General features: G+C 72.2%; 15 protein-coding genes. 11 read left to right on the forward strand and 4 right to left on the reverse strand.

Annotation, left to right across the window (positions count from 1 at the left end; genetic code table 11):
* Positions 1-152: 152 nt before the first annotated feature.
* The 4 genes from ACFVGS_RS15315 to ACFVGS_RS15330 all read left to right on the forward strand — a co-directional run bounded on the left by ACFVGS_RS15315 (position 153) and on the right by ACFVGS_RS15330 (position 6,480).
* Positions 153-434, forward strand: coding sequence for an acylphosphatase (locus ACFVGS_RS15315; protein ID WP_384422977.1), 282 nt, complete (start codon positions 153-155; stop codon positions 432-434).
* A 405-nt stretch (positions 435-839) separates the two neighbouring features.
* Positions 840-1,058 carry a hypothetical protein gene (locus tag ACFVGS_RS15320; RefSeq protein ID WP_365348954.1) on the forward strand — a complete coding sequence of 73 codons (219 nt, stop codon included), beginning with the start codon at positions 840-842 and terminating at the stop codon, positions 1,056-1,058.
* Positions 1,059-1,256: 198 nt separating this feature from the next.
* On the forward strand, positions 1,257-4,817 hold the full coding sequence (gene smc / locus ACFVGS_RS15325) for a chromosome segregation protein SMC (RefSeq protein WP_385692694.1): 3,561 nt from the start codon (positions 1,257-1,259) through the stop codon (positions 4,815-4,817).
* Positions 4,818-5,046: 229 nt separating this feature from the next.
* Entirely contained in the window at positions 5,047-6,480 is a 1,434-nt protein-coding gene (locus ACFVGS_RS15330; protein ID WP_384422973.1) for a sugar porter family MFS transporter, read from the forward strand.
* A gap of 17 nt (positions 6,481-6,497) precedes the next feature.
* Here the strand turns inward: ACFVGS_RS15330 and ACFVGS_RS15335 are convergent, their stop codons facing one another.
* Together ACFVGS_RS15335 and ACFVGS_RS15340 are read right to left on the reverse strand one after the other, a co-directional pair.
* The gene (locus ACFVGS_RS15335; protein WP_384422972.1) at positions 6,498-7,505 is read right to left on the reverse strand and encodes an LLM class flavin-dependent oxidoreductase; all 1,008 of its coding nucleotides are present in this window, start codon (positions 7,503-7,505) and stop codon (positions 6,498-6,500) included.
* A 58-nt stretch (positions 7,506-7,563) separates the two neighbouring features.
* Positions 7,564-9,024: a cytosine permease gene (locus ACFVGS_RS15340; protein WP_384422970.1), complete on the reverse strand. Its 1,461-nt coding sequence runs from the start codon at positions 9,022-9,024 to the stop codon at positions 7,564-7,566.
* A gap of 115 nt (positions 9,025-9,139) precedes the next feature.
* Between ACFVGS_RS15340 and ftsY the strand changes: the two genes are divergently transcribed.
* Entirely contained in the window at positions 9,140-10,360 is a 1,221-nt protein-coding gene (gene ftsY, locus ACFVGS_RS15345; RefSeq protein ID WP_384422968.1) for a signal recognition particle-docking protein FtsY, read from the forward strand.
* Between the two features lie 87 nt (positions 10,361-10,447).
* Here ftsY and ACFVGS_RS15350 read toward each other — a convergent pair whose 3' ends face one another.
* Complete coding sequence (locus ACFVGS_RS15350) at positions 10,448-11,101, reverse strand: bifunctional DNA primase/polymerase (protein ID WP_384422966.1); 654 nt, start codon at positions 11,099-11,101, stop codon at positions 10,448-10,450.
* A 422-nt stretch (positions 11,102-11,523) separates the two neighbouring features.
* On the opposite strand from ACFVGS_RS15350, the gene ACFVGS_RS15355 reads away from it, so the two are divergent.
* The 6 genes from ACFVGS_RS15355 (at position 11,524) to ftsH (ending at position 21,234) form a co-directional block, all read left to right on the forward strand.
* The gene (locus ACFVGS_RS15355; protein WP_385692695.1) at positions 11,524-12,999 is read left to right on the forward strand and encodes a hypothetical protein; all 1,476 of its coding nucleotides are present in this window, start codon (positions 11,524-11,526) and stop codon (positions 12,997-12,999) included.
* Positions 13,000-13,352: 353 nt separating this feature from the next.
* Positions 13,353-14,699 (forward strand): ammonium transporter, encoded by a 1,347-nt coding sequence (locus ACFVGS_RS15360; RefSeq protein ID WP_384422962.1) that lies wholly within the window; start codon positions 13,353-13,355, stop codon positions 14,697-14,699.
* On the forward strand, positions 14,696-15,034 hold the full coding sequence (locus ACFVGS_RS15365; RefSeq protein WP_004924863.1) for a P-II family nitrogen regulator: 339 nt from the start codon (positions 14,696-14,698) through the stop codon (positions 15,032-15,034). The genes ACFVGS_RS15360 and ACFVGS_RS15365 overlap by 4 nt, the downstream gene beginning before the upstream one ends.
* A gap of 26 nt (positions 15,035-15,060) precedes the next feature.
* Positions 15,061-17,502 (forward strand): [protein-PII] uridylyltransferase, encoded by a 2,442-nt coding sequence (locus ACFVGS_RS15370; RefSeq protein WP_385692696.1) that lies wholly within the window; start codon positions 15,061-15,063, stop codon positions 17,500-17,502.
* A gap of 100 nt (positions 17,503-17,602) precedes the next feature.
* The gene (ffh, locus tag ACFVGS_RS15375) at positions 17,603-19,156 is read left to right on the forward strand and encodes a signal recognition particle protein (protein ID WP_385692697.1); all 1,554 of its coding nucleotides are present in this window, start codon (positions 17,603-17,605) and stop codon (positions 19,154-19,156) included.
* A 158-nt stretch (positions 19,157-19,314) separates the two neighbouring features.
* Complete coding sequence (ftsH, locus tag ACFVGS_RS15380) at positions 19,315-21,234, forward strand: ATP-dependent zinc metalloprotease FtsH (RefSeq protein WP_385692698.1); 1,920 nt, start codon at positions 19,315-19,317, stop codon at positions 21,232-21,234.
* A 59-nt stretch (positions 21,235-21,293) separates the two neighbouring features.
* Here ftsH and ACFVGS_RS15385 read toward each other — a convergent pair whose 3' ends face one another.
* Entirely contained in the window at positions 21,294-22,019 is a 726-nt protein-coding gene (locus tag ACFVGS_RS15385) for a class I SAM-dependent methyltransferase (protein WP_385692699.1), read from the reverse strand.
* Between the last annotated feature and the right edge of the window lie 227 nt (positions 22,020-22,246).

The following is a 22,246-nucleotide window of genomic DNA, read 5'->3' on the forward strand; positions in this document are numbered from 1 at the left end:
TGGTGTTTGCCGATCTTTGCTTTCGCGGGGCTCCCGGAGGAGCGGTCTCACCGGGCTCCGCCGATCGGGTGAGCCCCGTTCCGCACGGACTGTACGCCATGACATGCCGGGCTGACGTGCTCCTTCCGTAATCCGCCCGTTAGCGTGCAGGCATGACTGACGACGTACGGATGACCGCCTGGGTGCGCGGCCGGGTACAGGGAGTGGGCTTCCGCTGGTTCACCAGGGCAAACGCGCTGGAGATCGGAGGGCTCGTCGGCTTCGCCCTGAACCTCGACGACGGCCGGGTCCAGGTCGTGGCCGAGGGGCCGAGTGAGAATTGCCACCGTCTGCTCGACTGGCTCCGCTCCGGCGACACGCCCGGGCGCGTGGACGGAGTCACTGAGATCTGGGCCACCCCGCGCGGCGGCTACGAGACCTTCGCCATCCGCTGACACCTCGCCCCGGCGACCCCTCGCGCACCCCCTTCCGACGGCTCCGAACGGTCTCGGACGGGGGTGCGGTGAACGGTCGCGGAAGCGAAAACGGCCTGGTGGTTGCCAAGAAGCGCTTGCCGTGCCAGGCTGCGCGAGTAAGGATGATCTCCACGCCCCTCGGGCACCGAGTTGCGAGGCGCCGCCGCCCTTCCCGCGGCCGCATGCCCCCCGGTGACCCTTCGATGCAGGGCGTGATCGTGTTGACCGTCAAACTTTTTGGTGAGACTCTGGAAGCCCCCGCGCACCTCAGTTGTTCGACCGTGAGAACGGGCACGACAAAGAGCACGGTCGAGCACCGCGGGTGCGAATCCCTCACGACCCACACCGCTTCGGTCGGTCACTCAGTGTGGAGGACCATCCATCATGGCAAAGGCGCTTCTCGGTTACGTCGGCGGCTCCGACCCGCGACTCCTCGCCGAGATGCGACGGCTTCAGCAGCGCGTTCAGGACCTGGAGTCCGAGCTGGTAAGGATCCAGTCGGAGAACGACGCGCTCACCGCTGCCGCCGCTCAGCACACGGGAGAGTCGCTGCTGGACAGCATCGATCTCGACGTCACCAAGGCGGAGCCTGCGCTCACCTGAGGTCTCAGCCCCGAGGGGCCAGGTGAGAAACACTCTCGCCAGCACAGCTGGATATGCAAGGGGCGCTTCGGCGTCCCTTCTTTCTTGCGCACCTTTTTCTCGCGCAACCCCCTGCCCCCATGTCCCACCCTCCTTGGCTGAGGGTGTGCCCTGCACCTTCATGGGTGAAACCCGAGACCCCGGGTAGAGTCCGCAGGCGTGCACCTCAAGGCCCTGACGCTCCGCGGTTTCAAGTCGTTCGCCTCCGCCACCACGCTGCGGTTCGAACCGGGAATCACCTGCGTCGTCGGGCCCAACGGCTCGGGCAAGTCCAACGTCGTGGACGCGCTGTCCTGGGTCATGGGGGAGCAGGGAGCCAAGTCGCTGCGCGGCGGCAAGATGGAGGACGTCATCTTCGCCGGCACGACCGGGCGGCCGCCGCTCGGCCGCGCCGAGGTCTCCCTGACCATCGACAACTCCGACGGCGCGCTGCCCATCGACTACGCCGAAGTCACCATCACCCGGATCATGTTCCGCGGCGGCAGCAGCGAGTACCAGATCAACGGCGACACGTGCCGGCTGCTCGACATCCAGGACCTGCTCTCCGACTCCGGCATCGGCCGCGAGATGCACGTCATCGTCGGCCAGGGCCAGCTCGACTCCGTGTTGCACGCCGACCCGACGGGCCGCCGCGCCTTCATCGAGGAGGCCGCGGGCGTCCTCAAGCACCGCAAGCGCAAGGAGAAGGCGCTGCGGAAGCTCGACGCGATGCAGGCCAACCTGGCCCGCGTCCAGGACCTCACCGACGAACTGCGCCGCCAGCTGAAACCGCTCGGCCGGCAGGCCGCCGTCGCCCGGCGCGCCGCCGTCATCCAGGCCGACCTGCGCGACGCGCGCCTGCGACTGCTCTCCGACGACCTCGTACGCCTCCGGGAGGCACTGAAGGCGGAGGTCGCCGACGAGGCCGCGCTGCTGGCCCGCAAGGAGGCCGCCGAGGCCGAACTGAAGGCGGCGCTCGCCAAGGAGGCCGAGCTGGAGGAGGAGGCGCGCCGTCTCGCGCCGCGGCTCCAGCGCGCCCAGCAGACCTGGTACGAGCTGTCGCAGCTCGCCGAGCGGGTGCGCGGCACGGTCTCGCTCGCCGACGCCCGCGTGAAGAGCGCCACGACGCAGCCGCCGGAGGAGCGGCGGGGCCGCGAGCCGGAGGACATGGAGCGCGAGGCCGCCCGGATCCGCGAGCAGGAGGCCGAGCTGGAGGCCGCCCTGGAGGCCGCCGAGCGGGCCCTGGAGGACACCGTCGCCCACCGCGCCGAGCTCGAACGCGCCCTCGCCGTCGAGGAGCGCCGTCTCAAGGACGTCGCCCGCGCCATCGCCGACCGCAGGGAGGGCCTGGCCCGGCTGCACGGCCAGGTCAACGCGGCCCGCTCGCGCGCCGCGTCCGCCCAGGCCGAGATCGACCGGCTCGCCGCCGCGCGCGACGAGGCACAGGAACGCGCGGTGGCCGCCCAGGAGGAGTACGAGCAGCTGAAGGCCGAGGTCGACGGCCTCGACGCGGACGACACCGAGCTGGCCGAGCGCCACGAGGCCGCCCGCCGCGAGCTCGCCGACGCGGAGGCCGCGCTCACCGCGGCCCGGGAGGCCGCCGCCGACGCCGACCGCGCCCGCGCCGCGACCCGCGCCCGCCACGACGCCCTCGCCCTCGGCCTGCGCCGCAAGGACGGCACCGGCGCCCTGATCGCCGCCGGCCTCACCGGCCTCCTCGGGCCGGCGGCGGAGCTGCTGACCGTCACCCCCGGCTACGAGATCCCCGTCGCCGCGGCCCTCGGCGCCGCCGCCGACGCCCTCGCCGTCACGGACCCGGCCACGGCGGCCGAGGCTCTGCGCCTCCTCCGCAAGCAGGACGCCGGCCGTGCGTCGCTGCTGCTCGCCGGGGCCGACGAGCCGGCCGGGCCGCCCGCCGTCGACGGCACCGCGCCGGCGGCCCGGCTGGTCGGCGGACCGGCCGAACTCATGGGCGCCGTACGGCGCTTGCTGAGGGACGTGGTCGTCGTCGACGGGCTCGACCAGGCCGTGGACGTGGTGCGGGCGCACCCGGGGCTCGTCGCGGTCACCGCCGAAGGCGATCTGCTGGGGGCGCACCTCGCGCAGGGCGGGTCCGCCGGGGCGCCGAGCCTGCTGGAGGTGCAGGCGTCCGTGGACGAGGCGGCGGCCGAGCTCGCCGGGCTCGACGTGCGGTGCGGAGAGCTGGAGGCGGCGAAGGAGGCCGCCGTCGAGCGGCGGCGTGCCGCGGCCGCCCTCGTCGAGGAGCTGGGCGAGCGGCGGCGGGCCGCGGACCGGGAGAAGTCGGCCGTGGCGCAGCAGCTCGGGCGGCTCGCCGGACAGGCCAGGGGAGCGGCGGGGGAGGCCGAGCGCACCGCCGCCGCGGCAGCGCGCGCCGCGGAGGCCCTGGACCGGGCGCTGGCCGAGGCGGAGGAGCTGACCGAGCGGCTGCTGGTGGCCGAGGAGAACGCCTCCTCGGGGGACGGAGGGGAGGACGAGCCCGACACGTCCGTGCGCGACCGGCTCGCGATCGACGGTTCCAACGCGCGCCAGACCGAGATGGAGGCCCGGCTCCAGGTCCGTACCCACGAGGAGCGGGTCAAGGGCCTCGCCGGCCGGGCCGACTCCCTGGACCGGGCGGCCCGCGCGGAGCGCGAGGCGCGGGCGCGCGCCGAGCAGCGCCGGGCCCGGCTGCGCCACGAGGCGGAGGTCGCCACGGCGGTGGCGTCGGGCGCCCGTCAGCTGCTCGCCCACGTCGAGGTCTCGCTGACCCGCGCCGAGCGGGAGCGGGAGCTCGCCGACGCGGCGAAGCGCGCCCGCGAGCAGGACGTCGCCGCCGCCCGCGGCCGGGGCCGTGACCTCAAGGCGGAGCTGGACAAGCTCACCGACTCGGTGCACCGGGGCGAGGTCCTGGGTGCCGAGAAGCGGTTGCGGATCGAGCAGCTGGAGGCCCGCTCACTGGAGGAGCTGGGCGTGGAGCCGGCCGTGCTCGTCGAGGAGTACGGCCCCCACCAGCCCGTACCGCCGTCGCCGCCCGCCGAGGGCGAGGACCTTCCGGACGACCCGGAACACCCGCGCAACCAGCCGCGGCCCTTCGTCCGCGCGGAGCAGGAGAAGCGGCTCAAGGCCGCCGAACGGGCGTACCAGCAGCTCGGCAAGGTGAATCCGCTCGCCCTCGAGGAGTTCGCCGCTCTCGAGGAGCGCCACCAGTTCCTTTCCGAGCAGCTGGAGGACCTGAAGAAGACCCGGGCGGACCTCCTTCAGGTCGTGAAGGAGGTGGACCTGCGGGTCGAGCAGGTCTTCACCGAGGCGTACCGGGACACGGCGCGCGAGTTCGAGGGCGTCTTCAGCAGGCTCTTCCCGGGCGGCGAGGGCCGGCTGGTCCTCACCGATCCCGACGACATGCTCACCACCGGCGTCGACGTCGAGGCCCGTCCGCCGGGCAAGAAGGTCAAGCGGCTCTCGCTGCTGTCCGGCGGCGAGCGCTCGCTGACGGCCGTGGCGCTGCTGGTCTCCATCTTCAAGGCGCGGCCCAGCCCGTTCTACGTGATGGACGAGGTCGAGGCGGCACTGGACGACACCAACCTCCAGCGGCTGATCCGGATCATGCAGGAGCTCCAGGAGTCCTCGCAGCTGATCGTCATCACGCACCAGAAGCGGACGATGGAGGTCGCCGACGCGCTGTACGGCGTGTCGATGCAGGGAGACGGCGTCTCGAAGGTCATCAGCCAGCGGCTGCGCTGACCCGGTCGGCCAGGGCTCTCCTTCAAGATCAATTCAACTTGTGAACGCAATGAGCCTCGCCGTGCGTTTCAAGTCATACGACATCAGGTATTGACTTCGAAACCTGAAGGCATAGTCTCTGCAACGTTGCTTTTACCTTCAAGTGGTGCGCGGCGTGAAGTTGTGCCCCACTGGAAGGGCTCGCCCCCCACCGCACCGGCGACGCTGCCGGAGCCCCGAGGAGTCCCCCGTGACCAGCACCGCGCAGGCGCCCACACCGCCTTCGTCCGAAGGCCGAGCGGCCCATCCGGACCACATCGGACACGTCATCTTCATCACGGCCTCGGCCGCGATGGGCGGCTTCCTCTTCGGCTACGACAGCTCCGTCATCAACGGCGCCGTCGAGGCCATCCGCGACCGCTACGACATCGGCTCCGCGGCCCTCGCCCAGGTCATCGCCATCGCCCTGATCGGCTGCGCCATCGGCGCCGCCACCGCCGGCCGGATCGCGGACCGCATCGGCCGCATCCGCTGCATGCAGATCTCCGCCGCGCTCTTCGCGGTCAGCGCCGTGGGCTCCGCCCTGCCCTTCGCCCTCTGGGACCTGGCCTTCTGGCGGATCGTCGGCGGCTTCGCCATCGGCATGGCCTCCGTGATCGGCCCCGCCTACATCGCCGAGGTCGCCCCCGCCGCGTACCGCGGCCGCCTCGGCTCCTTCCAGCAGGCCGCCATCGTCATCGGCATCGCCATCTCCCAGCTGGTCAACTGGGGCATCCTCAACCTCGCCGACGGCGACCAGCGCGGCGAGATCGGCGGCCTCGAGGCCTGGCAGTGGATGCTCGGCGTGATGGTCGTCCCCGCCGTCCTCTACGGCCTGCTCTCCTTCGCGATCCCCGAGTCCCCGCGCTTCCTCATCTCCGTCGGCCGCGTCGACCGGGCCAAGGAGGTGCTCGCCGAGGTCGAGGGCCACGGCGTCGACCTGGACCGCCGGGTCGCCGAGATCGACCTGGCCATGCGCAGCGAGCACAAGTCCACCTTCAGGGACCTGCTGGTCGCCGGCACCCGGTCGAAGCTGCTGCCCATCGTCTGGGTCGGCATCGGACTCTCCGTCTTCCAGCAGCTCGTCGGCATCAACGTCGCCTTCTACTACTCCGCGACGCTCTGGCAGTCCGTCGGCGTCGACCCGTCGAGCTCGTTCCTCTACTCGTTCACCACGTCGATCATCAACATCGTCGGCACCGTGATCGCGATGGTCCTGGTCGACCGGGTCGGCCGCAGGCCGCTCGCCCTCGTCGGCTCCGTCGGCATGGCGATCGCCCTCGCCTTCGAGGCCTGGGCCTTCTCCGCCGACCTCGTCGACGGCAAGCTGCCCACCGCGCAGGGCGTCGTGGCGCTCGTCGCCGCCCACGTCTTCGTGCTCTTCTTCGCCCTCTCGTGGGGCGTGGTCGTCTGGGTCTTCCTCGGCGAGATGTTCCCCAACCGCATCCGCGCCGCCGCCCTCGGCGTCGCCGCCTCCGCGCAGTGGATCGCCAACTGGGCCATCACCGCGAGCTTCCCGTCCCTCGCGGACTGGAACCTCTCCGGCACCTACGTCATCTACACGGTCTTCGCCGTGCTCTCCGTCCCCTTCGTGCTCAGGTACGTGAAGGAGACCAAGGGCAAGGCGTTGGAGGAGATGGGCTAAACCCCGCTGCCCCCTCCTCACCCACGAGAACTGCCCCGGCCCGAGGTCCGCACCTCGAGCCGGGGCAGTACGTCGTCGCAGAACAGCCGCACGCTCCGCCAGCCCTCCTCGACCGGCATGCCGCCGCACAGCGGATGCAGCACCAGACTGTCGAGCTCCCCGCCGAGCGCCACGCACTCCTCCGGCGTCACCACCCGGTACACGCCCTCCGCACGCAGCTCCGGCACCGTCGCCGCCGCCGAACGCACCGCCGACCGGATGTCCTTCGACTGCCAGGACGCATAGGTCCGCGCCTCGTGCAGGAAGTGCTCCCCGTACTCCGCCCAGGTCCGGTCCGGATCCTCCGAGACGTGCAGCAGCGGCGTCTCGCGCGCCGGCATCATCGTCCAGCCCTCCGTGCCGAACGCGGCGCACTGCTCCCGGTAGTACGCCTCCAGCTCCGGCAGGTGCGCGCTCGGGAACAACGGCAGCCCCAGCCGGGCCGCCCGCCGCGCCGCCGCCTTCGACGAGCCGCCGACGAGCAGCAGCGGATGCGGCTGCGTGAAGGGCCGCGGGGTGACCCGTACCGTACGGCCCTGATACGTGAAGGGCTCGCCCGACCAGGCGGCCAGCAGGGTCTCCAGGAGCAGGTCCTGCAGCCTGCCGCGGCGGCCCCAGTCGACGCCGCGCTCCTCGTACTCCTCCGGCCGGTAGCCGATCCCGGCGACCGTCACCAGCCGCCCGCCGCTCAGCAGGTCCAGGACGGCGATCTCCTCCGCGAGCCGCAGCGGGTCGTGCAGCGGCCCGATGATCGCCGACACGGTCACCGCGATCGTCTTCGTCGCGCCGAAGACGGCGCCCGCGAAGGCGAAGGGGGAGGGGAGCCAGTTGTTCTCGGCGCCGTGGTGCTCCTCGGTCTGCACGGTGTCCACGCCGTGCGCGTCGGCGTGCGCCGCCATCTCCAGGGCCGCCCGGTAGCGGGCCGAGAGGGAGGCCGGATCGGCGTGCGGGTCGACGAGGTTGAAGCGGATGACGGTGAACGGCACGGAAAGTCCCCCTCCGCGGGTGGGATGCCTGCGAAGGGGGACGTTATCTGACGCTACGTCAGATGGAAACGGTCTCGCGCGCCTCGGCCGCCGCCACCGCGGCCCGCGCCGACTCGCGCTCCCGCGGCAGCACCGCGTACAGCACACCGGCGACCACGATCGTCGCCGCCCAGCCCAGGCCGTTCCTCCCGATCCACGAGGACGCCAGCGGGCCGGCGAACCAGTCGACCCTGGTGAACAGCAGACCCGCCACCAGAGCCACGCCCCACGCCGTCATCGCCTGCCACGCGAAACCGCCCCGGTACCAGTACGCGCTGCTCCGCGTGGTGTCCATCAGCGCCTCCGCGTCGTACGTCCGGCGGCTCAGCATGTCGACGCCGAAGACGCCGATCCACGCCGAGAACGCCACCGCGAGCAGCGTGAGGAACGAGATGAACGAGCCGATGAAGCTGCTCGCCACCACCATCAGCAGGAAGCCGAAGACCAGGCTGATCACCGCGTTCACGCTGACCGCCGCCGCCCGCGACACCTTGATGCCGAGCGTCTGCGCCGTGAAGCCCGCCGAGTACATCGACATCGAGTTGATCAGCAGCATCCCGATCAGCGCGATCAGCAGGTACGGCACCGAGATCCAGGCCGGCAGCAGCTCCCCGATGAAGGACACCGGGTCCTGCGCCGAGGCCAGGTCCGGCGTCGCCACCGCCATCACCGCGCCCATCAGCACCATCGGCAGCACCACGATCCCCGCCCCGCCGACCGTCGAGCCGACCACGCCCCTCGACGAGGCCGTGCGCGGCAGGTAGCGCGTGAAGTCCGGGCCCGACGGCACCCAGCTGATGCCGCCCGCCGCGATCGTGCCGACGCCCGCGACCAGCATCGCCGTCGAGCCGGCCGGCTTCGCGAAGACCGCCGACCAGTCCGTGTTCGCCACCAGGTAGCCCAGCACGAGCACCGAGAAGGCACCGAAGAGGTACGTCGACCAGGTGCTGCACACCCGCAGCGCGGTGATCCCGAGCCCCGACACCAGGAAGGTGCAGGACACGAAGGCCAGCAGCGTCACCACGATGAGGAACGTGTTCGACCTCACGCCGAAGAGCAGATCCAGCACCGTGAGCACCGCGTAGGCGCCGGTGACCGCGTTGATGGTCTCCCAGCCCCAGCGCGCCACCCAGATCAACGAGCCGGGAAAAAGGTTTCCCCGCTGACCGAAGACGGCCCGCGACAGCGCCATGCCCGGCGCGCCACCGCGCTTCCCGGCGATCGAGATCAGGCCGACGATCCCGTACGACAGGACCGGCGCGGCCACGGCCACGAGCAGGACCTGCCAGAAGTTCAGACCGTTGAACACGACCAGGCCGGCGCCCATGGTGAGCAGCAGCACACTGATGTTGGCCGCGACCCAGGTCGGGAACAGCTCGCGGACCCGGCCGGTCCGCTCGGCGTCGGGCACGGGTTCGAGGCCGCGGCTCTCCATGGTGCCGCCGCTCTGCGCGCCTTCGGTCTCGGACGCGTGGGACATAGGGGTACTCCGTCGTACAGATGTGGGGGAACCACACACTTTACGTGCCGCGCGCCCGACCCCTTCACGGCGTGCTCCGCCCCCGGCGCCTTCGTGGCCGATACTGGACGACGTTATGGAACTCATCCTTGCTGTAGTCATCGCTCTGGCCGTCGCGGTCGTCGTGACCGGCGGGCTCGTGGTCAGCGGTCGCAAGAAGAAGCAGCTGCCGCCGGCCGAGCCGCCGTCCACCACGCCGACCATCACCGCTCCGCCCGCCGAGCCGCATGTCGGCGACGAGGCGGAGACACCGCGGGAAGAACCACGCCGCACCGTCGAGGAGGTCGAGCTCCCCACCGCCCAGGCCCCCGAGGCCCCGGTGGTCGTCGAGGAGCCGGCCGCCGAGGAGCTCGCGGCTCCCGAGATCGAGGTACCCGAGCCGACCGCCGGCCGTCTCGTACGGCTCCGGGCCCGGCTCGCCCGCTCCCAGAACTCGCTCGGCAAGGGACTGCTCTCCCTGCTGTCCCGCGAGCACCTGGACGAGGACACCTGGGAGGAGATCGAGGAGACCCTCCTCACCGCCGACGTGGGCGTCGCGCCCACCCAGGAGCTGGTCGAGCGGCTGCGCGAGCGCGTGAAGGTGCTCGGCACCCGCACCCCCGAGGAGCTGCGCGGGTTGCTCCGCGAGGAGCTCGTCGCCCTCCTCGGCGACTTCGACCGCACCGTGCGGACGGAGAGCCCCGAGGACGTCCCGGGCGTCGTCATGGTCGTCGGCGTCAACGGCACCGGCAAGACCACCACCACCGGCAAGCTCGCCCGCGTCCTGGTCGCCGACGGCAAGTCCGTCGTCCTGGGCGCCGCCGACACCTTCCGTGCCGCCGCCGCCGACCAGCTCCAGACCTGGGGCGAGCGGGTCGGCGCGCGCACCGTGCGCGGCCCCGAGGGCGGCGACCCGGCGTCGATCGCGTTCGACGCGGTCAAGGAGGGCATCGCCGAGAAGGCCGACGTCGTCCTCATCGACACCGCCGGCCGGCTGCACACCAAGACCGGCCTCATGGACGAGCTCGGCAAGGTCAAGCGCGTCGTGGAGAAGCACGGCCCGCTCGACGAGGTGCTGCTCGTCCTCGACGCCACCACCGGCCAGAACGGTCTGATCCAGGCCCGCGTCTTCGCCGAGGTGGTCGACATCACCGGCATCGTCCTGACCAAGCTCGACGGCACCGCCAAGGGCGGCATCGTCGTCGCCGTCCAGCGCGAGCTGGGCGTCCCGGTCAAGCTGGTCGGCCTGGGCGAGGGCCCGGACGACCTGGCCCCCTTCGAGCCGGGCGCGTTCGTCGACGCCCTCATCGGGGACTGAGGCGTCCGGCGCGCGACGCGCACGAGAAAGGGCCCCTGCCGCAGCTCAACGGCAGGGGCCCTTCCCGTCCTCGCGCCGCGCGCCCGGTCAGAAGTGCGTGCGGTGGCAGATGTACGCGAGCGTGCCGAGCAGCAGCCGGGCCTGCGGCGGCGCCCCGGCCGTGTCCAGGGTCGGCGGGCGCAGCCAGCGGACCGGGCCGAGACCGCCCAGATCCGACGGCGGGGCCGTGACATGGGTTCCCGGACCCAGGCAGTGCAGGTCCAGATCGGCGTCGTCCCAGCCCATCCGGTAGAGCAGCTGCGGCAGCTCGTCCGCTGCGCCCGGGGCCACGAAGAACCGGGCCCGGCCCGTCGGCGTCGCGCACACCGGCCCGAGCGGCAGACCCATCCGCTCCAGCCGGACGAGGGCCCGGCGGCCCGCGGCCTCGGCGACCTCGATCACGTCGAAGGAGCGGCCGACCGGCAGCAGGATCGTCGCCCCCGGGTACTCCGACCACGCCTTGGTCGCCACGTCGAGGCCCGCGCCGGCCGGCACCGGCTCGGCGAAGGAGAGGGGATGCGCCCCCGGGGCCGTACAGGAGGGATCGCCGCAGGAGCACCGGCCGGCCGCCGCCCGCGCTCCCGGGACCACGTCCCAGCCCCACAGTCCGGTGTACTCGGCCACCGCTGTGCACTCCGTGGTGCGTACGCGGCGACGTGAGCCGGACCGCATCTCACGAATGCCGCCGATCGTGAAGCCCATGCCCCCTCCAACGGGTCGGACGCGCCGGTGGTTACGGACCGGAGACCCACCGTCACGATCTGCCACGGTCACCGCCGCCGCGGGCGTGCGGTGGTGTGGCCGGTGGTGCGGACCGCGACACGCGCCTCCTCGCGCCCCGGTTCGCCGACCCCGATCCTTCGCCTGTCAAGTGAATCGCGTTCCGCCCGTGGCGAGTTCATTCGAAGGGGTGGCGAATGGTGGCGTTTCTTGAAACGCCGTGCCCGGACGCGTGATCGTAGGATTACCTTCGGTACACGAACCCGGGGGCGAAGCGCACGAGCGGGTATGCCGGAGGCAACCCGTTTTTCCGTTCGAAGGAGCGAAAACGCCGGACGGGCGCCGCGGAACACGGCATTCTGGCAAGGGTTCGCAGACGACATCAGGTGGATGGGGGCGTTCCAGTGGGCGGCAACGGCGCAGACGGTACGACTGCCGGCAAGCGCCCGAACGAGCAGCTGAGCTCGTGGTTCGTGCGCAGCGGCTGGTCGAAGGGCGAGCTGGCGCGCCAGGTGAACCGCAGGGCACGCCAGATGGGCGCGCACCACATCTCCACCGACACCTCCCGGGTGCGCCGCTGGCTCGACGGCGAACAGCCCCGCGAACCCATCCCGCGGATCCTCTCCGAGCTGTTCTCCGAGCGCTTCGGCTCCGTCGTCGCCGTCGAGGACCTCGGCCTGCGCGCCGCCCACCAGTCGCCCTCCGTGTCCGGAGTCGACCTGCCCTGGGCCGGCCCCCAGACCGTCGCCCTGCTCAGCGAGTTCTCCCGCAGCGACCTGATGCTCGCCCGCCGCGGCTTCCTCGGCTCCTCGCTCCAGCTCGCCGCCGGGCCCGCCCTCATCGAGCCCATGCAGCGCTGGCTGGTGCCCACCCCGGTCGCCGAGCCCGAGCGGCCCGCGCCCGCCGCCGACGAACGCCGCCCGCACCGGCTCTCGCCCGTCGAGCTCGACCTGCTCGAGTCCACCACCGCGATGTTCCGCCAGTGGGACGCCCAGTGCGGCGGCGGACTGCGCCGCAAGGCCGTCGTCGGCCAGCTCCACGAGGTCACCGACCTGCTCCAGGAGCCCCAGCCGCCCGCCGTCGCCCAGCGCCTGTTCAAATGCGCCGCCGAACTCGCCGAACTGGCCGGCTGGATGAGCTACGACGTCGGTCTCCAGCCCACTGCCCAGAAGTACTTCGTGCTCGCCCTGCACGCCGCCAAGGAGGCCGGCGACAAGCCCCTCGGCTCGTACATCCTCTCCTCGATGAGCCGCCAGATGATCCACCTCGGCCGGCCCGACGACGCCCTCGAACTCATCCATCTGGCCCAGTACGGCAGTCGGGACTGCGCCACCCCGCGCACCCAGGCCATGCTGTATGCGATGGAGGCCCGCGCCTACGCCAACATGGGCCAGCCCTCCAAGTGCAAGCGGGCCGTGCGGATGGCCGAGGACACCTTCGCCGACGTCGGTCTCGACGGCGAGCCCGAGCCCGACTGGATCCGCTTCTTCTCCGAGGCCGAGCTCAACGGCGAGAACTCCCACTCCTACCGCGACCTCGCCTATGTCGCGGGCCGCTCGCCCACCTACGCCTCGCTCGCCGAGCCCGTCATGGAACGGGCCGTCGAACTCTTCGAGAAGGACCCCGAGCACCAGCGCTCGTACGCCCTCAACCTCATCGGCATGGCCACCGTCCACCTCCTCAAGCGCGAGCCCGAGCAGTCCGTCGTCCTTGCCGAGAAGGCCCTCGGCATCGCCCGCAAGGTCCGCTCCGAACGGGTCAACACCCGGCTCCGCAAGACCGTCGACACCGCCGCCCGCGACTACGGCGACGTCGCCGAGGTCGTCCAGCTCACCGACCGGCTCACCGCGCTGCTCCCCGAGACGGCCGAGGCCGTCTGAGCCCGGCGGGCAGCGCCCCGTACCACCGCACCGCCCCTCCCAGACCCCGGCCGCGCCGGCCGTCCCGTAAGCCCGACTCGGCTCCCCCGCCGCAAGGACACACGGACGGACGGCGCGGCCGGCCGCCGTCCCCGCCACGGGACGACGGATGGTACGCCCGTTACCTCCCCGTGACCCTGGCGTTCACGACCGCGTAACACGCCCCGCCCCTTCGTCACTGCGGCGAAACATCGAGCGGCATCGGCGGAAACCGGCCTGCGCGAATCTCTGGCTCATAACCGGCCACCCCTCATGGCCGAGCCGCTCTCCGGCCCCGCCCCCGCACAGGCCGTACCGACGACGAGGAGACGCCGATGGCAGCAGCCATCACGACCCTGGCAGCAGACGCGCCCACGCTGTCCGCAGCCAACACCGGGTTCATGCTCATCTGCTCCGCCCTGGTCATGCTGATGACCCCGGCCCTCGCCTTCTTCTACGGAGGCATGGTCCGCGTCAAGTCCACCCTCAACATGCTGATGATGAGCTTCATCAGCCTCGGGATCGTCACGATCCTGTGGGTGCTCTACGGCTTCAGCATCGCCTTCGGCACCGACTCGGCCTCGCTCTTCGGCTGGTCCTCGGAATACGTCGGCCTCAGCGGCATCGGCATCACCGAACTGTGGCCCGGCTACACCATCCCGGTGTACGTCTTCGCCGTCTTCCAGCTGATGTTCGCCATCATCACCCCGGCCCTCATCAGCGGCGCCCTCGCCGACCGCGTCAAGTTCACCGCCTGGGCCCTGTTCATCACCCTCTGGGTCACGATCGTCTACTTCCCCGTCGCCCACTGGGTCTGGGGCACCGGCGGCTGGCTCTTCGAGATGGGCGTCATCGACTTCGCCGGCGGCACCGCCGTCCACATCAACGCCGGTGCCGCGGCCCTCGGCGTGATCCTCGTCATCGGCAAGCGCGTCGGCTTCAAGAAGGACCCGATGCGCCCGCACAGCCTCCCGCTGGTCATGCTCGGCGCCGGTCTCCTCTGGTTCGGCTGGTTCGGCTTCAACGCCGGCTCGTGGCTCGGCAACGACGACGGCGTCGGCGCGGTCATGTTCGTCAACACCCAGGTCGCCACCGCCGCCGCCATGCTCGCCTGGCTCATCTACGAGAAGCTGCGCCACGGCTCCTTCACCACCCTCGGCGCCGCCTCCGGCGCGGTCGCCGGCCTCGTCGCCATCACGCCCTCCGGCGGCTCCTGCTCCCCGCTCGGCGCGATCGCCATCGGCGCCGTCGCCGGCCTCCTCTGCGCCATGGCCGTCGGCCTGAAGTACAAGCTCGGCTACGACGACTCCCTCGACGTCGTCGGCGTCCACCTCGTCGGCGGAGTCGTCGGCTCCCTCCTCGTCGGCTTCTTCGCCACCGGCGGCGTCCAGTCCGAGGCCAAGGGCCTCTTCTACGGCGGCGGCCTCGAGCAGCTCGGCAAGCAGGCGATCGGCGTCTTCTCCGTCCTCGCCTACTCTCTGATCGCCTCCGCGATCCTCGCCCTGGTCATCGACAAGACCATGGGCATGCGGGTCAGCGAGGACGACGAGGTCTCCGGCATCGACCAGGTCGAGCACGCCGAGACCGCGTACGACTTCAGCGGAGCCGGCGGAGGCATCGCCCCGCGCACCACCGCCGCAGCCGCCCCCGCCCCGACGCAGAACACGAAGGTGGACGCATGAAGCTCATCACCGCGGTCGTGAAGCCGCACCGGCTCGACGAGATCAAGGAGGCCCTGCAGGCGTTCGGCGTCCACGGGCTCACCGTCACCGAGGCCAGCGGATACGGCCGCCAGCGCGGACACACCGAGGTCTACCGGGGCGCCGAGTACACCGTCGACCTCGTCCCCAAGATCCGCATCGAGGTCCTCGTGGAGGACGACGACGCCGAACAGCTCATCGACGTCGTCGTGAAGGCCGCCCGCACCGGCAAGATCGGTGACGGAAAGGTGTGGAGCGTGCCGGTCGAGACCGCCGTACGCGTCCGCACCGGCGAACGCGGACCCGACGCGCTGTAACCCCCGGAAACGGACAGGAGCCGCTGGTGACGAGCCTCGACACACACAAGGAAACCGAAGATTCGGGACCCAGCGGTTACGCGGCGGCCCGGCTGCGCCTTCTCACCGAGAAGGAGCGGTCCGGGCCGCCGCGCCGTACCGCCCTGGCCCGGCTGACCGACGACTGGCTCGCCGGACTGTTCGAGGCCGCCGCACCGCCGCGCGGCATCGCCCTCGTCGCCGTCGGCGGCTACGGCCGCGGCGAACTCTCCCCGCGCAGCGACCTCGACCTGCTCCTGCTCCACGACGGCAGCGCCGACTCCCGGACCGTCGCCGCCCTCGCCGACCGCCTCTGGTACCCCGTGTGGGACCTCGGCCTCGCCCTCGACCACTCCGTACGCACCACCGCCGAGGCCCGCCGCACCGCAGGCGAGGACCTCAAGGTGCAGCTCGGCCTCCTCGACGCCCGGCCCGTCGCCGGCGACCTCGGCCTCGTCGCCGCCCTGCGCACCGCCGTCCTCGCCGACTGGCGCAACCAGGCCACCCGCCGGCTCCCCGAACTCGACGCCCTGTGCCGCGAGCGCGCCGAACGCTCCGGCGAACTCCAGTACCTCCTCGAACCCGACCTCAAAGAGGCCCGCGGTGGCCTGCGCGACGCCCAGGCCCTGCGCGCCGTCGCCGCCTCCTGGCTCGCCGACGCCCCCCGCGAAGGACTCGACGACGCCCGCCGCCGCCTCCTCGACGCCCGCGACGCCCTCCACCTCGCCACCGGCCGCGCCACCGACCGGCTCGCCCTCCAGGAACAGGACGCCGTCGCCGCCGAACTCGGCCTCCTCGACGCCGACACCCTGCTCCGCGAGGTCTACGAGGCCGCCCGCACCGTCTCGTACGCCTCCGACGTCACCTGGCGCGAGGTGAACCGGGTCCTGCGGGCCCGCTCCGCCCGGCCCCGGTTCCGCTCCCTCCTCGGGCGCTCCGGCGCCGCGAAACCGCCCGTCGAACGCACCCCGCTCGCCGAAGGCGTCGTCGAGATGGACGGCGAGGTCGTCCTCGCCCTGAGCGCCCGCCCCGAACGCGACCCCGTCCTGCCGCTGCGCGCCGCGGCCGCCGCCGCCCAGGCCGGACTCCCGCTCTCCCCGCACGCCGTACGCCGCCTCGCCACCTCCGCCAAGCCGCTGCCGGTGCCCTGGCCGGCCGAGGCCCGCGAGGCACTCGTCACCCTGCTCGGCGCCGGCGAATCCACCGTCCCCGTCTGGGAGGCCCTGGAGGCCGAAGGCCTCGTCACCCGGCTCCTGCCCGACTGGGAACGCGTCCGCTGCCGCCCCCAGCGCAACCCCGTCCACACCTGGACCGTCGACCGGCACCTCGTCGAGACCGCCGTCCGCGCCGCCTCCCTCGCCCGCCGCGTCCACCGGCCCGACCTGCTGCTCGTCGCCGCCCTGATGCACGACATCGGCAAGGGCTGGCCCGGCGACCACTCCGTCGCCGGCGAGACCATCGCCCGCGACGTCGCCACCCGGATCGGCTTCGACCGCGCCGACACCGCCGTCATCGCCACCGTCGTCCGCCACCACCTGCTGCTCGTCGAGACCGCCACCCGGCGCGACCTCGACGACCCCGCCACCGTCCAGTCCGTCGCCGCCGCCGTCGGCACCCTCGGCGCCCTGGAACTCCTGCACGCCCTCACCGAGGCCGACGCCCTCGCCACCGGCCCGGCCGCCTGGTCCACCTGGCGCGCCTCCCTCGTCGCCGACCTCGTCAAACGCGTCGCCGGAGTGCTCGCGGGGGAGGAGCTGCCCGACCCGGAGGCCGCCGCGCCCAGCGCCGAACAGGAACGGCTCGGCATCGAGGCACTGCGCACCGGCGAACCCGTCCTCGCCCTCCGCACCGAACCCGTCGAGGCGACCGAGGAACCCGAACCGGTCGGCGTGGAACTCCTCGTCGCGCTGCCCGAACGCCCCGGGGTGCTGCCCGCCGTCGCCGGCGTCCTCGCCCTGCACCGCCTGACCGTCCGCGCCGCCGAACTGCGCGCCGTCGCCCTGCCCCGCGAGCTCGGCGACGGACCCGTCCTGATCCTCGACTGGCGGGTCGCCGCCGAGTACGGCTCGCTGCCCGAGGCCCACCGGCTCCGCGCCGACCTGGTCCGCGCCCTCGACGGCTCCCTCGACGTGCCCGCCCGGCTCGCCGAACGCGACGCCGCCTACCCCAGGCGCCGCGGCGTCACCGCCCCGCCGCCCCGTGTCACCGTCGCCGAGGCCGGCTCGCGCCTGGCCACCGTCCTGGAGGTCCGCGCCCAGGACGCCCCGGGCCTGCTGCACCGCATCGGCCGCGCCCTGGAAGGCGCCGAGGTCCGGCTGCGCAGCGCCCACGTCTCGACCTTGGGCGCGAACGCCGTCGACACCCTGTACGTGACCCGCCCCGACGGCTCCCTGCTCGCCCCGGAGGAGGCGGCGGGGCTGGCCGCGGCACTGGAGGAGGCCCTGCGCTGACCGCGGCGGGGCCCCGCCGCGTACCGTCCAGGGCACCTGTCTCCCCGGGCCGGATACCCTTGGGTGACTGCCCACCCCGACCCGAGGAATCGCGACCACCGTGTTCGATACGCTTTCCGACCGCCTCAGCGCGACTTTCAAGTCCCTCCGGGGTAAAGGCCGCCTCTCCGAGCAGGACATCGACACCGCGGCCCGGGAAATCCGTATCGCCCTGCTCGAGGCCGATGTCGCCCTCCCGGTCGTGCGCGCGTTCATCTCCCGCGTCAAGGAGCGGGCGCTGGGCGCCGAGGTCTCCAAGGCGCTGAACCCCTCGCAGCAGGTCATCAAGATCGTCAACGAGGAGCTCGTCGGCATCCTCGGCGGCGAGACCCGCCGCCTCCGGTTCGCGAAGACCGCACCGACCGTGATCATGCTCGCGGGTCTGCAGGGTGCCGGTAAGACCACCCTCGCCGGAAAGCTCGGTCTCTGGCTCAAGGGTCAGGGCCACTCCCCGCTGCTCGTCGCCTGTGACCTCCAGCGCCCCAACGCCGTCAACCAGCTCTCCGTCGTCGCCGACCGCGCGGGCGTGGCCTTCTACGGCCCGCAGCCGGGCAACGGCGTCGGCGACCCGGTCCAGGTCGCGAAGGACTCGATCGAGTACGCGCGCACCAAGCTGTTCGACGTCGTCATCGTCGACACCGCCGGCCGCCTCGGCATCGACCAGGAGCTGATGCAGCAGGCCGCCGACATCCGCGACGCGGTGTCGCCCGACGAGATCCTCTTCGTCGTCGACGCCATGATCGGTCAGGACGCGGTCAACACCGCGGAGGCCTTCCGCGACGGCGTCGGCTTCGACGGCGTGGTGCTCTCCAAGCTCGACGGCGACGCCCGCGGTGGTGCCGCGCTCTCCATCGCGCACGTCACCGGCAAGCAGATCATGTTCGCCTCCAACGGCGAGAAGCTGGACGACTTCGACGCGTTCCACCCGGACCGCATGGCGTCCCGCATTCTCGGCATGGGCGACGTGCTCTCGCTCATCGAGAAGGCCGAGCAGACCTTCAGCCAGGAAGAGGCCGCCAAGATGGCCTCCAAGCTGGCGTCCAAGAAGGGCCAGGAGTTCACGCTCGACGACTTCCTGGCGCAGATGGAGCAGGTCCGCAAGATGGGCTCCATCTCCAAGCTCCTCGGCATGCTGCCCGGCATGGGCCAGATGAAGGAGCAGATCGCCAACATCGACGAGCGCGAGGTCGACCGTGTCGGCGCCATCATCAAGTCGATGACCCCGGCCGAGCGCCAGGACCCGACGATCATCAACGGCTCGCGCCGCGCCCGCATCGCCAAGGGTTCCGGCGTCGAGGTCAGCGCCGTCAAGGGCCTGGTGGAGCGCTTCTTCGAGGCCCGCAAGATGATGTCGCGCATGGCCCAGGGCGGCGGCATGCCGGGCATGCCGGGCATCCCGGGCATGGGCGGCGGCCCCGGCCGGCAGAAGAAGCAGGTCAAGCAGGCCAAGGGCAAGCGCAAGAGCGGCAACCCGATGAAGCGGAAGGCCGAGGAGCAGGCCGCCCAGGCGAAGCGCGAGCAGGCCCAGGCGGGCGGCGCCTTCGGTCTGCCGGCGGCGGGCCAGGGCCCGGGCGACTTCGAGCTGCCGGACGAGTTCAAGAAGTTCATGGGCTGACGGCTTCCGGCCGTACGAGGCCGAGGCCGAGGTCGTACGAAGGGGCCCGGGGCGGTGGGAAACCGCCCCGGGCCCCTTTTCGTACGGTCAGCCCATCCGTAATGCCGGGATTGACCAGGTCTTCGATACTGGGGCCACTGCCGCCCCGAGGAGAGCCCGTGGCCAACCCCGTACCCCCGCGCGACCGGACCGACCAGCCCTGGCGCTCGGAAGGGGCACCGCCGCCCCCGCCGGCCAGGAAGAAGATGCCCGGCGGCTGGGGCGGGCTCATCCTCACCGCACTCGTCGTCTACCTGATCGCCAACCTCGTCCTGTCCTTCTTCAACGAGAAGGAAGGGCCGACGATCTCCTACACGGAGTTCGACAAACAGGTCGCCGCCGGCAACGTCACCAAGATCTACTCCAAGGGCGACGCCATCCAGGGCCAGCTGAAGAACAAACAGCCCGTCCCCAGCGGCGACGGCGACTACACCAAGTTCACCACCCAGCGGCCCGCCTTCGCCGACGACGACCTGTGGGCCCAGCTCACCAAGAACAACGTCACCGTCACCGCCGAACCGGTCGTCCAGGAACGCAGCTTCCTCGCCAACCTGCTGATCTCGCTCGCCCCGATGCTGCTCCTCGTCCTCCTGTGGGTGTTCATCGCCCGCCGCATGAGCGCCGGCATGGGCGGCGCCGGCGGCATGCTCGGCCGCAAGGCCCCGCCCAAGCCCGTCGAACTCGAAGGCGGCAGACGCACCACCTTCGAGGACGTCGCCGGCATCGACGAGGTCGAGGGCGAACTCAACGACGTCGTCGACTTCCTGAAGAACCCCGACGCCTACCGCGACATGGGCGCCAAGATGCCCCGCGGCGTGCTGCTCGCCGGACCGCCCGGAACCGGCAAGACCCTGCTCGCCCGGGCCGTCGCCGGCGAGGCCGGCGTGCCCTTCTTCTCCGCCTCCGCCTCCGAGTTCATCGAGATGATCGTCGGCGTCGGCGCCTCCCGCGTCCGCGAACTGTTCAACGAGGCCCGCAAGGTCGCACCCGCGATCATCTTCATCGACGAGATCGACACCATCGGCCGCGCCCGCGGCGCCGGCGCCGGCATGGGCGGCCACGACGAACGCGAACAGACCCTCAATCAGATCCTCACCGAGATGGACGGCTTCACCGGCTCCGAAGGCGTCATCGTCCTCGCCGCCACCAACCGCGCCGACGTCCTCGACCCGGCCCTCACCCGCCCCGGCCGCTTCGACCGGATCGTCCACGTCAACCCGCCCGACCGCGGCGGCCGCGAGGCCATCCTCAGGATCCACACCCGGCAGATCCCGCTCGCCCAGGACGTCGACCTCGAACACGTCGCCAAGACCACCCCCGGCATGACCGGCGCCGAACTCGCCAACCTCGCCAACGAAGCCGCCCTGCTCGCCGTGAAACGCCAGCAGAAGTCCGTCACCCGGTCCGACCTCTCCGACGCCCTGGAGAAGGTCCAGCTCGGCGCCGAACGCCCCCTCGTCATGCCCCTGGAGGAACGCCGCCGCACCGCCTACCACGAGAGCGGCCACGCCCTCCTCGGCATGCTCCAGCCCGGCGCCGACCCCGTCCGCAAGATCACCATCGTCCCCCGCGGCCGCGCCCTCGGCGTCACCCTGTCCACGCCCGAGTCCGACAAGTACGCCTACACGGAGGACTACCTGCGCGGCCGCATCATCGGCGCCCTCGGCGGCATGGCCGCCGAACAGGTCGTCTTCGGCGTCATCACCACCGGCGCCGAGAGCGACCTGGAACAGGTCACCGGCATCGCCCGCGGCATGGCCGGCCGCTGGGGCATGAGCGAACGCGTCGGCCGCCTCACCGCCATCCCCGGCGACGCCCAGCAGGCCTACGGACTCTCCGCCGCGCCCGCCACCCTCGACACCGTCGACGAGGAGATGCGCCGCATCGTCGACGAGTGCTACGAGAGCGCCCTGCGCCAGCTCCGCGAGCACCGCGACAAGCTCGACGCCCTCGCCGAGGCCCTGCTGGCCGCCGAGACCCTGGAGGAGGCCGAGGCCTACCGGGCGGCGGGCATCCCGCGGCTGGGGAAGGACGCGTAGAGCCGGTCCGGAGGAACGTGCGGAACCGAGTCCGACCGGCCCTGGAGACGGCGCCGGTCTCAGGCCGACCGGGCGATCACGTACCGGAAGACGTTCGCCATCCACACCGTCCCGTCCGCGCGGACGTACGGCTCCAGGGCCTCCAGGAGCTCCTTCTCGACCTGGTCCGGATCCGTCGCCCGGACGGCCGCGTCGAACTCACCCGTCGAGAGCAGCCCGCGCACCGCGCTGTCCCGGTCCGCGTAGCCGAACGGGCACGCCACCCGCCCCGACCCGTCCGGCCGCAGGCCCGCCGCCGCGGCCGTCTCCTCGAGAGCGTCCCGGTCCGCCGGGCGCCGGTCCGCCAGCCGCGCCGCGACCCGCAGCACCGACGCCGTCGCACACCGCTCCGCCGGCCCCCAGCCCGCGAGCACGAACGCCGCGCCCCGTTCCGCCATCGGAGTGACCGCCGCCAGGCCCCCGGCCACGCCGGCCGTGCCGTGGAACGCCGTGATCACGTCGTACGGACCGCCCTCCGGCAGCCCGGACACCGCGAGCGGAACCCCGGGCAGCCGCTCCCGCGCCAGCGCCACGCGCGCGTGGTCCCGGTCGGCCCCGGCCACCCGCGCCCCGCGCCCGGCCGCCATCAGCAGGGCCAGGCCGGAACCGCAGCCGAGGCCGAGCACCCGCGAGCCGGCGCCCACGCCGAGCCGGCCGTACACCGCCTCGTAGAGCGGGACGAGCATCCGTTCCTGGATCTCGGCCCAGTCGCGCGCGGGGTGGTGCGGGACGAGCGTAGGTGTCATGGAAAGCGCCCCAATCCGTCACTCGGATCCGTACTCGGACGACAACCCCCCGTAGCCAGGGAACTGCGCGAGCGCGCCGCCGTCCAGTGCTGGGGCCGGACGGGCTTCGGCCCCGTGCGCCAGGCGCGGGTTCCGGCCATGGACTCCCGCCGGGGGGAGGGGCCGATGCCCGAGTTCGGGCAGAGGCCCGGTACTGTCCGTCCCACACCGCTCGGGTGCGCGTGACC

Origin of the sequence: Streptomyces sp. NPDC127114 (genome assembly GCF_042677525.1) — a bacterium.
Lineage (GTDB): Bacteria > Actinomycetota > Actinomycetes > Streptomycetales > Streptomycetaceae > Streptomyces.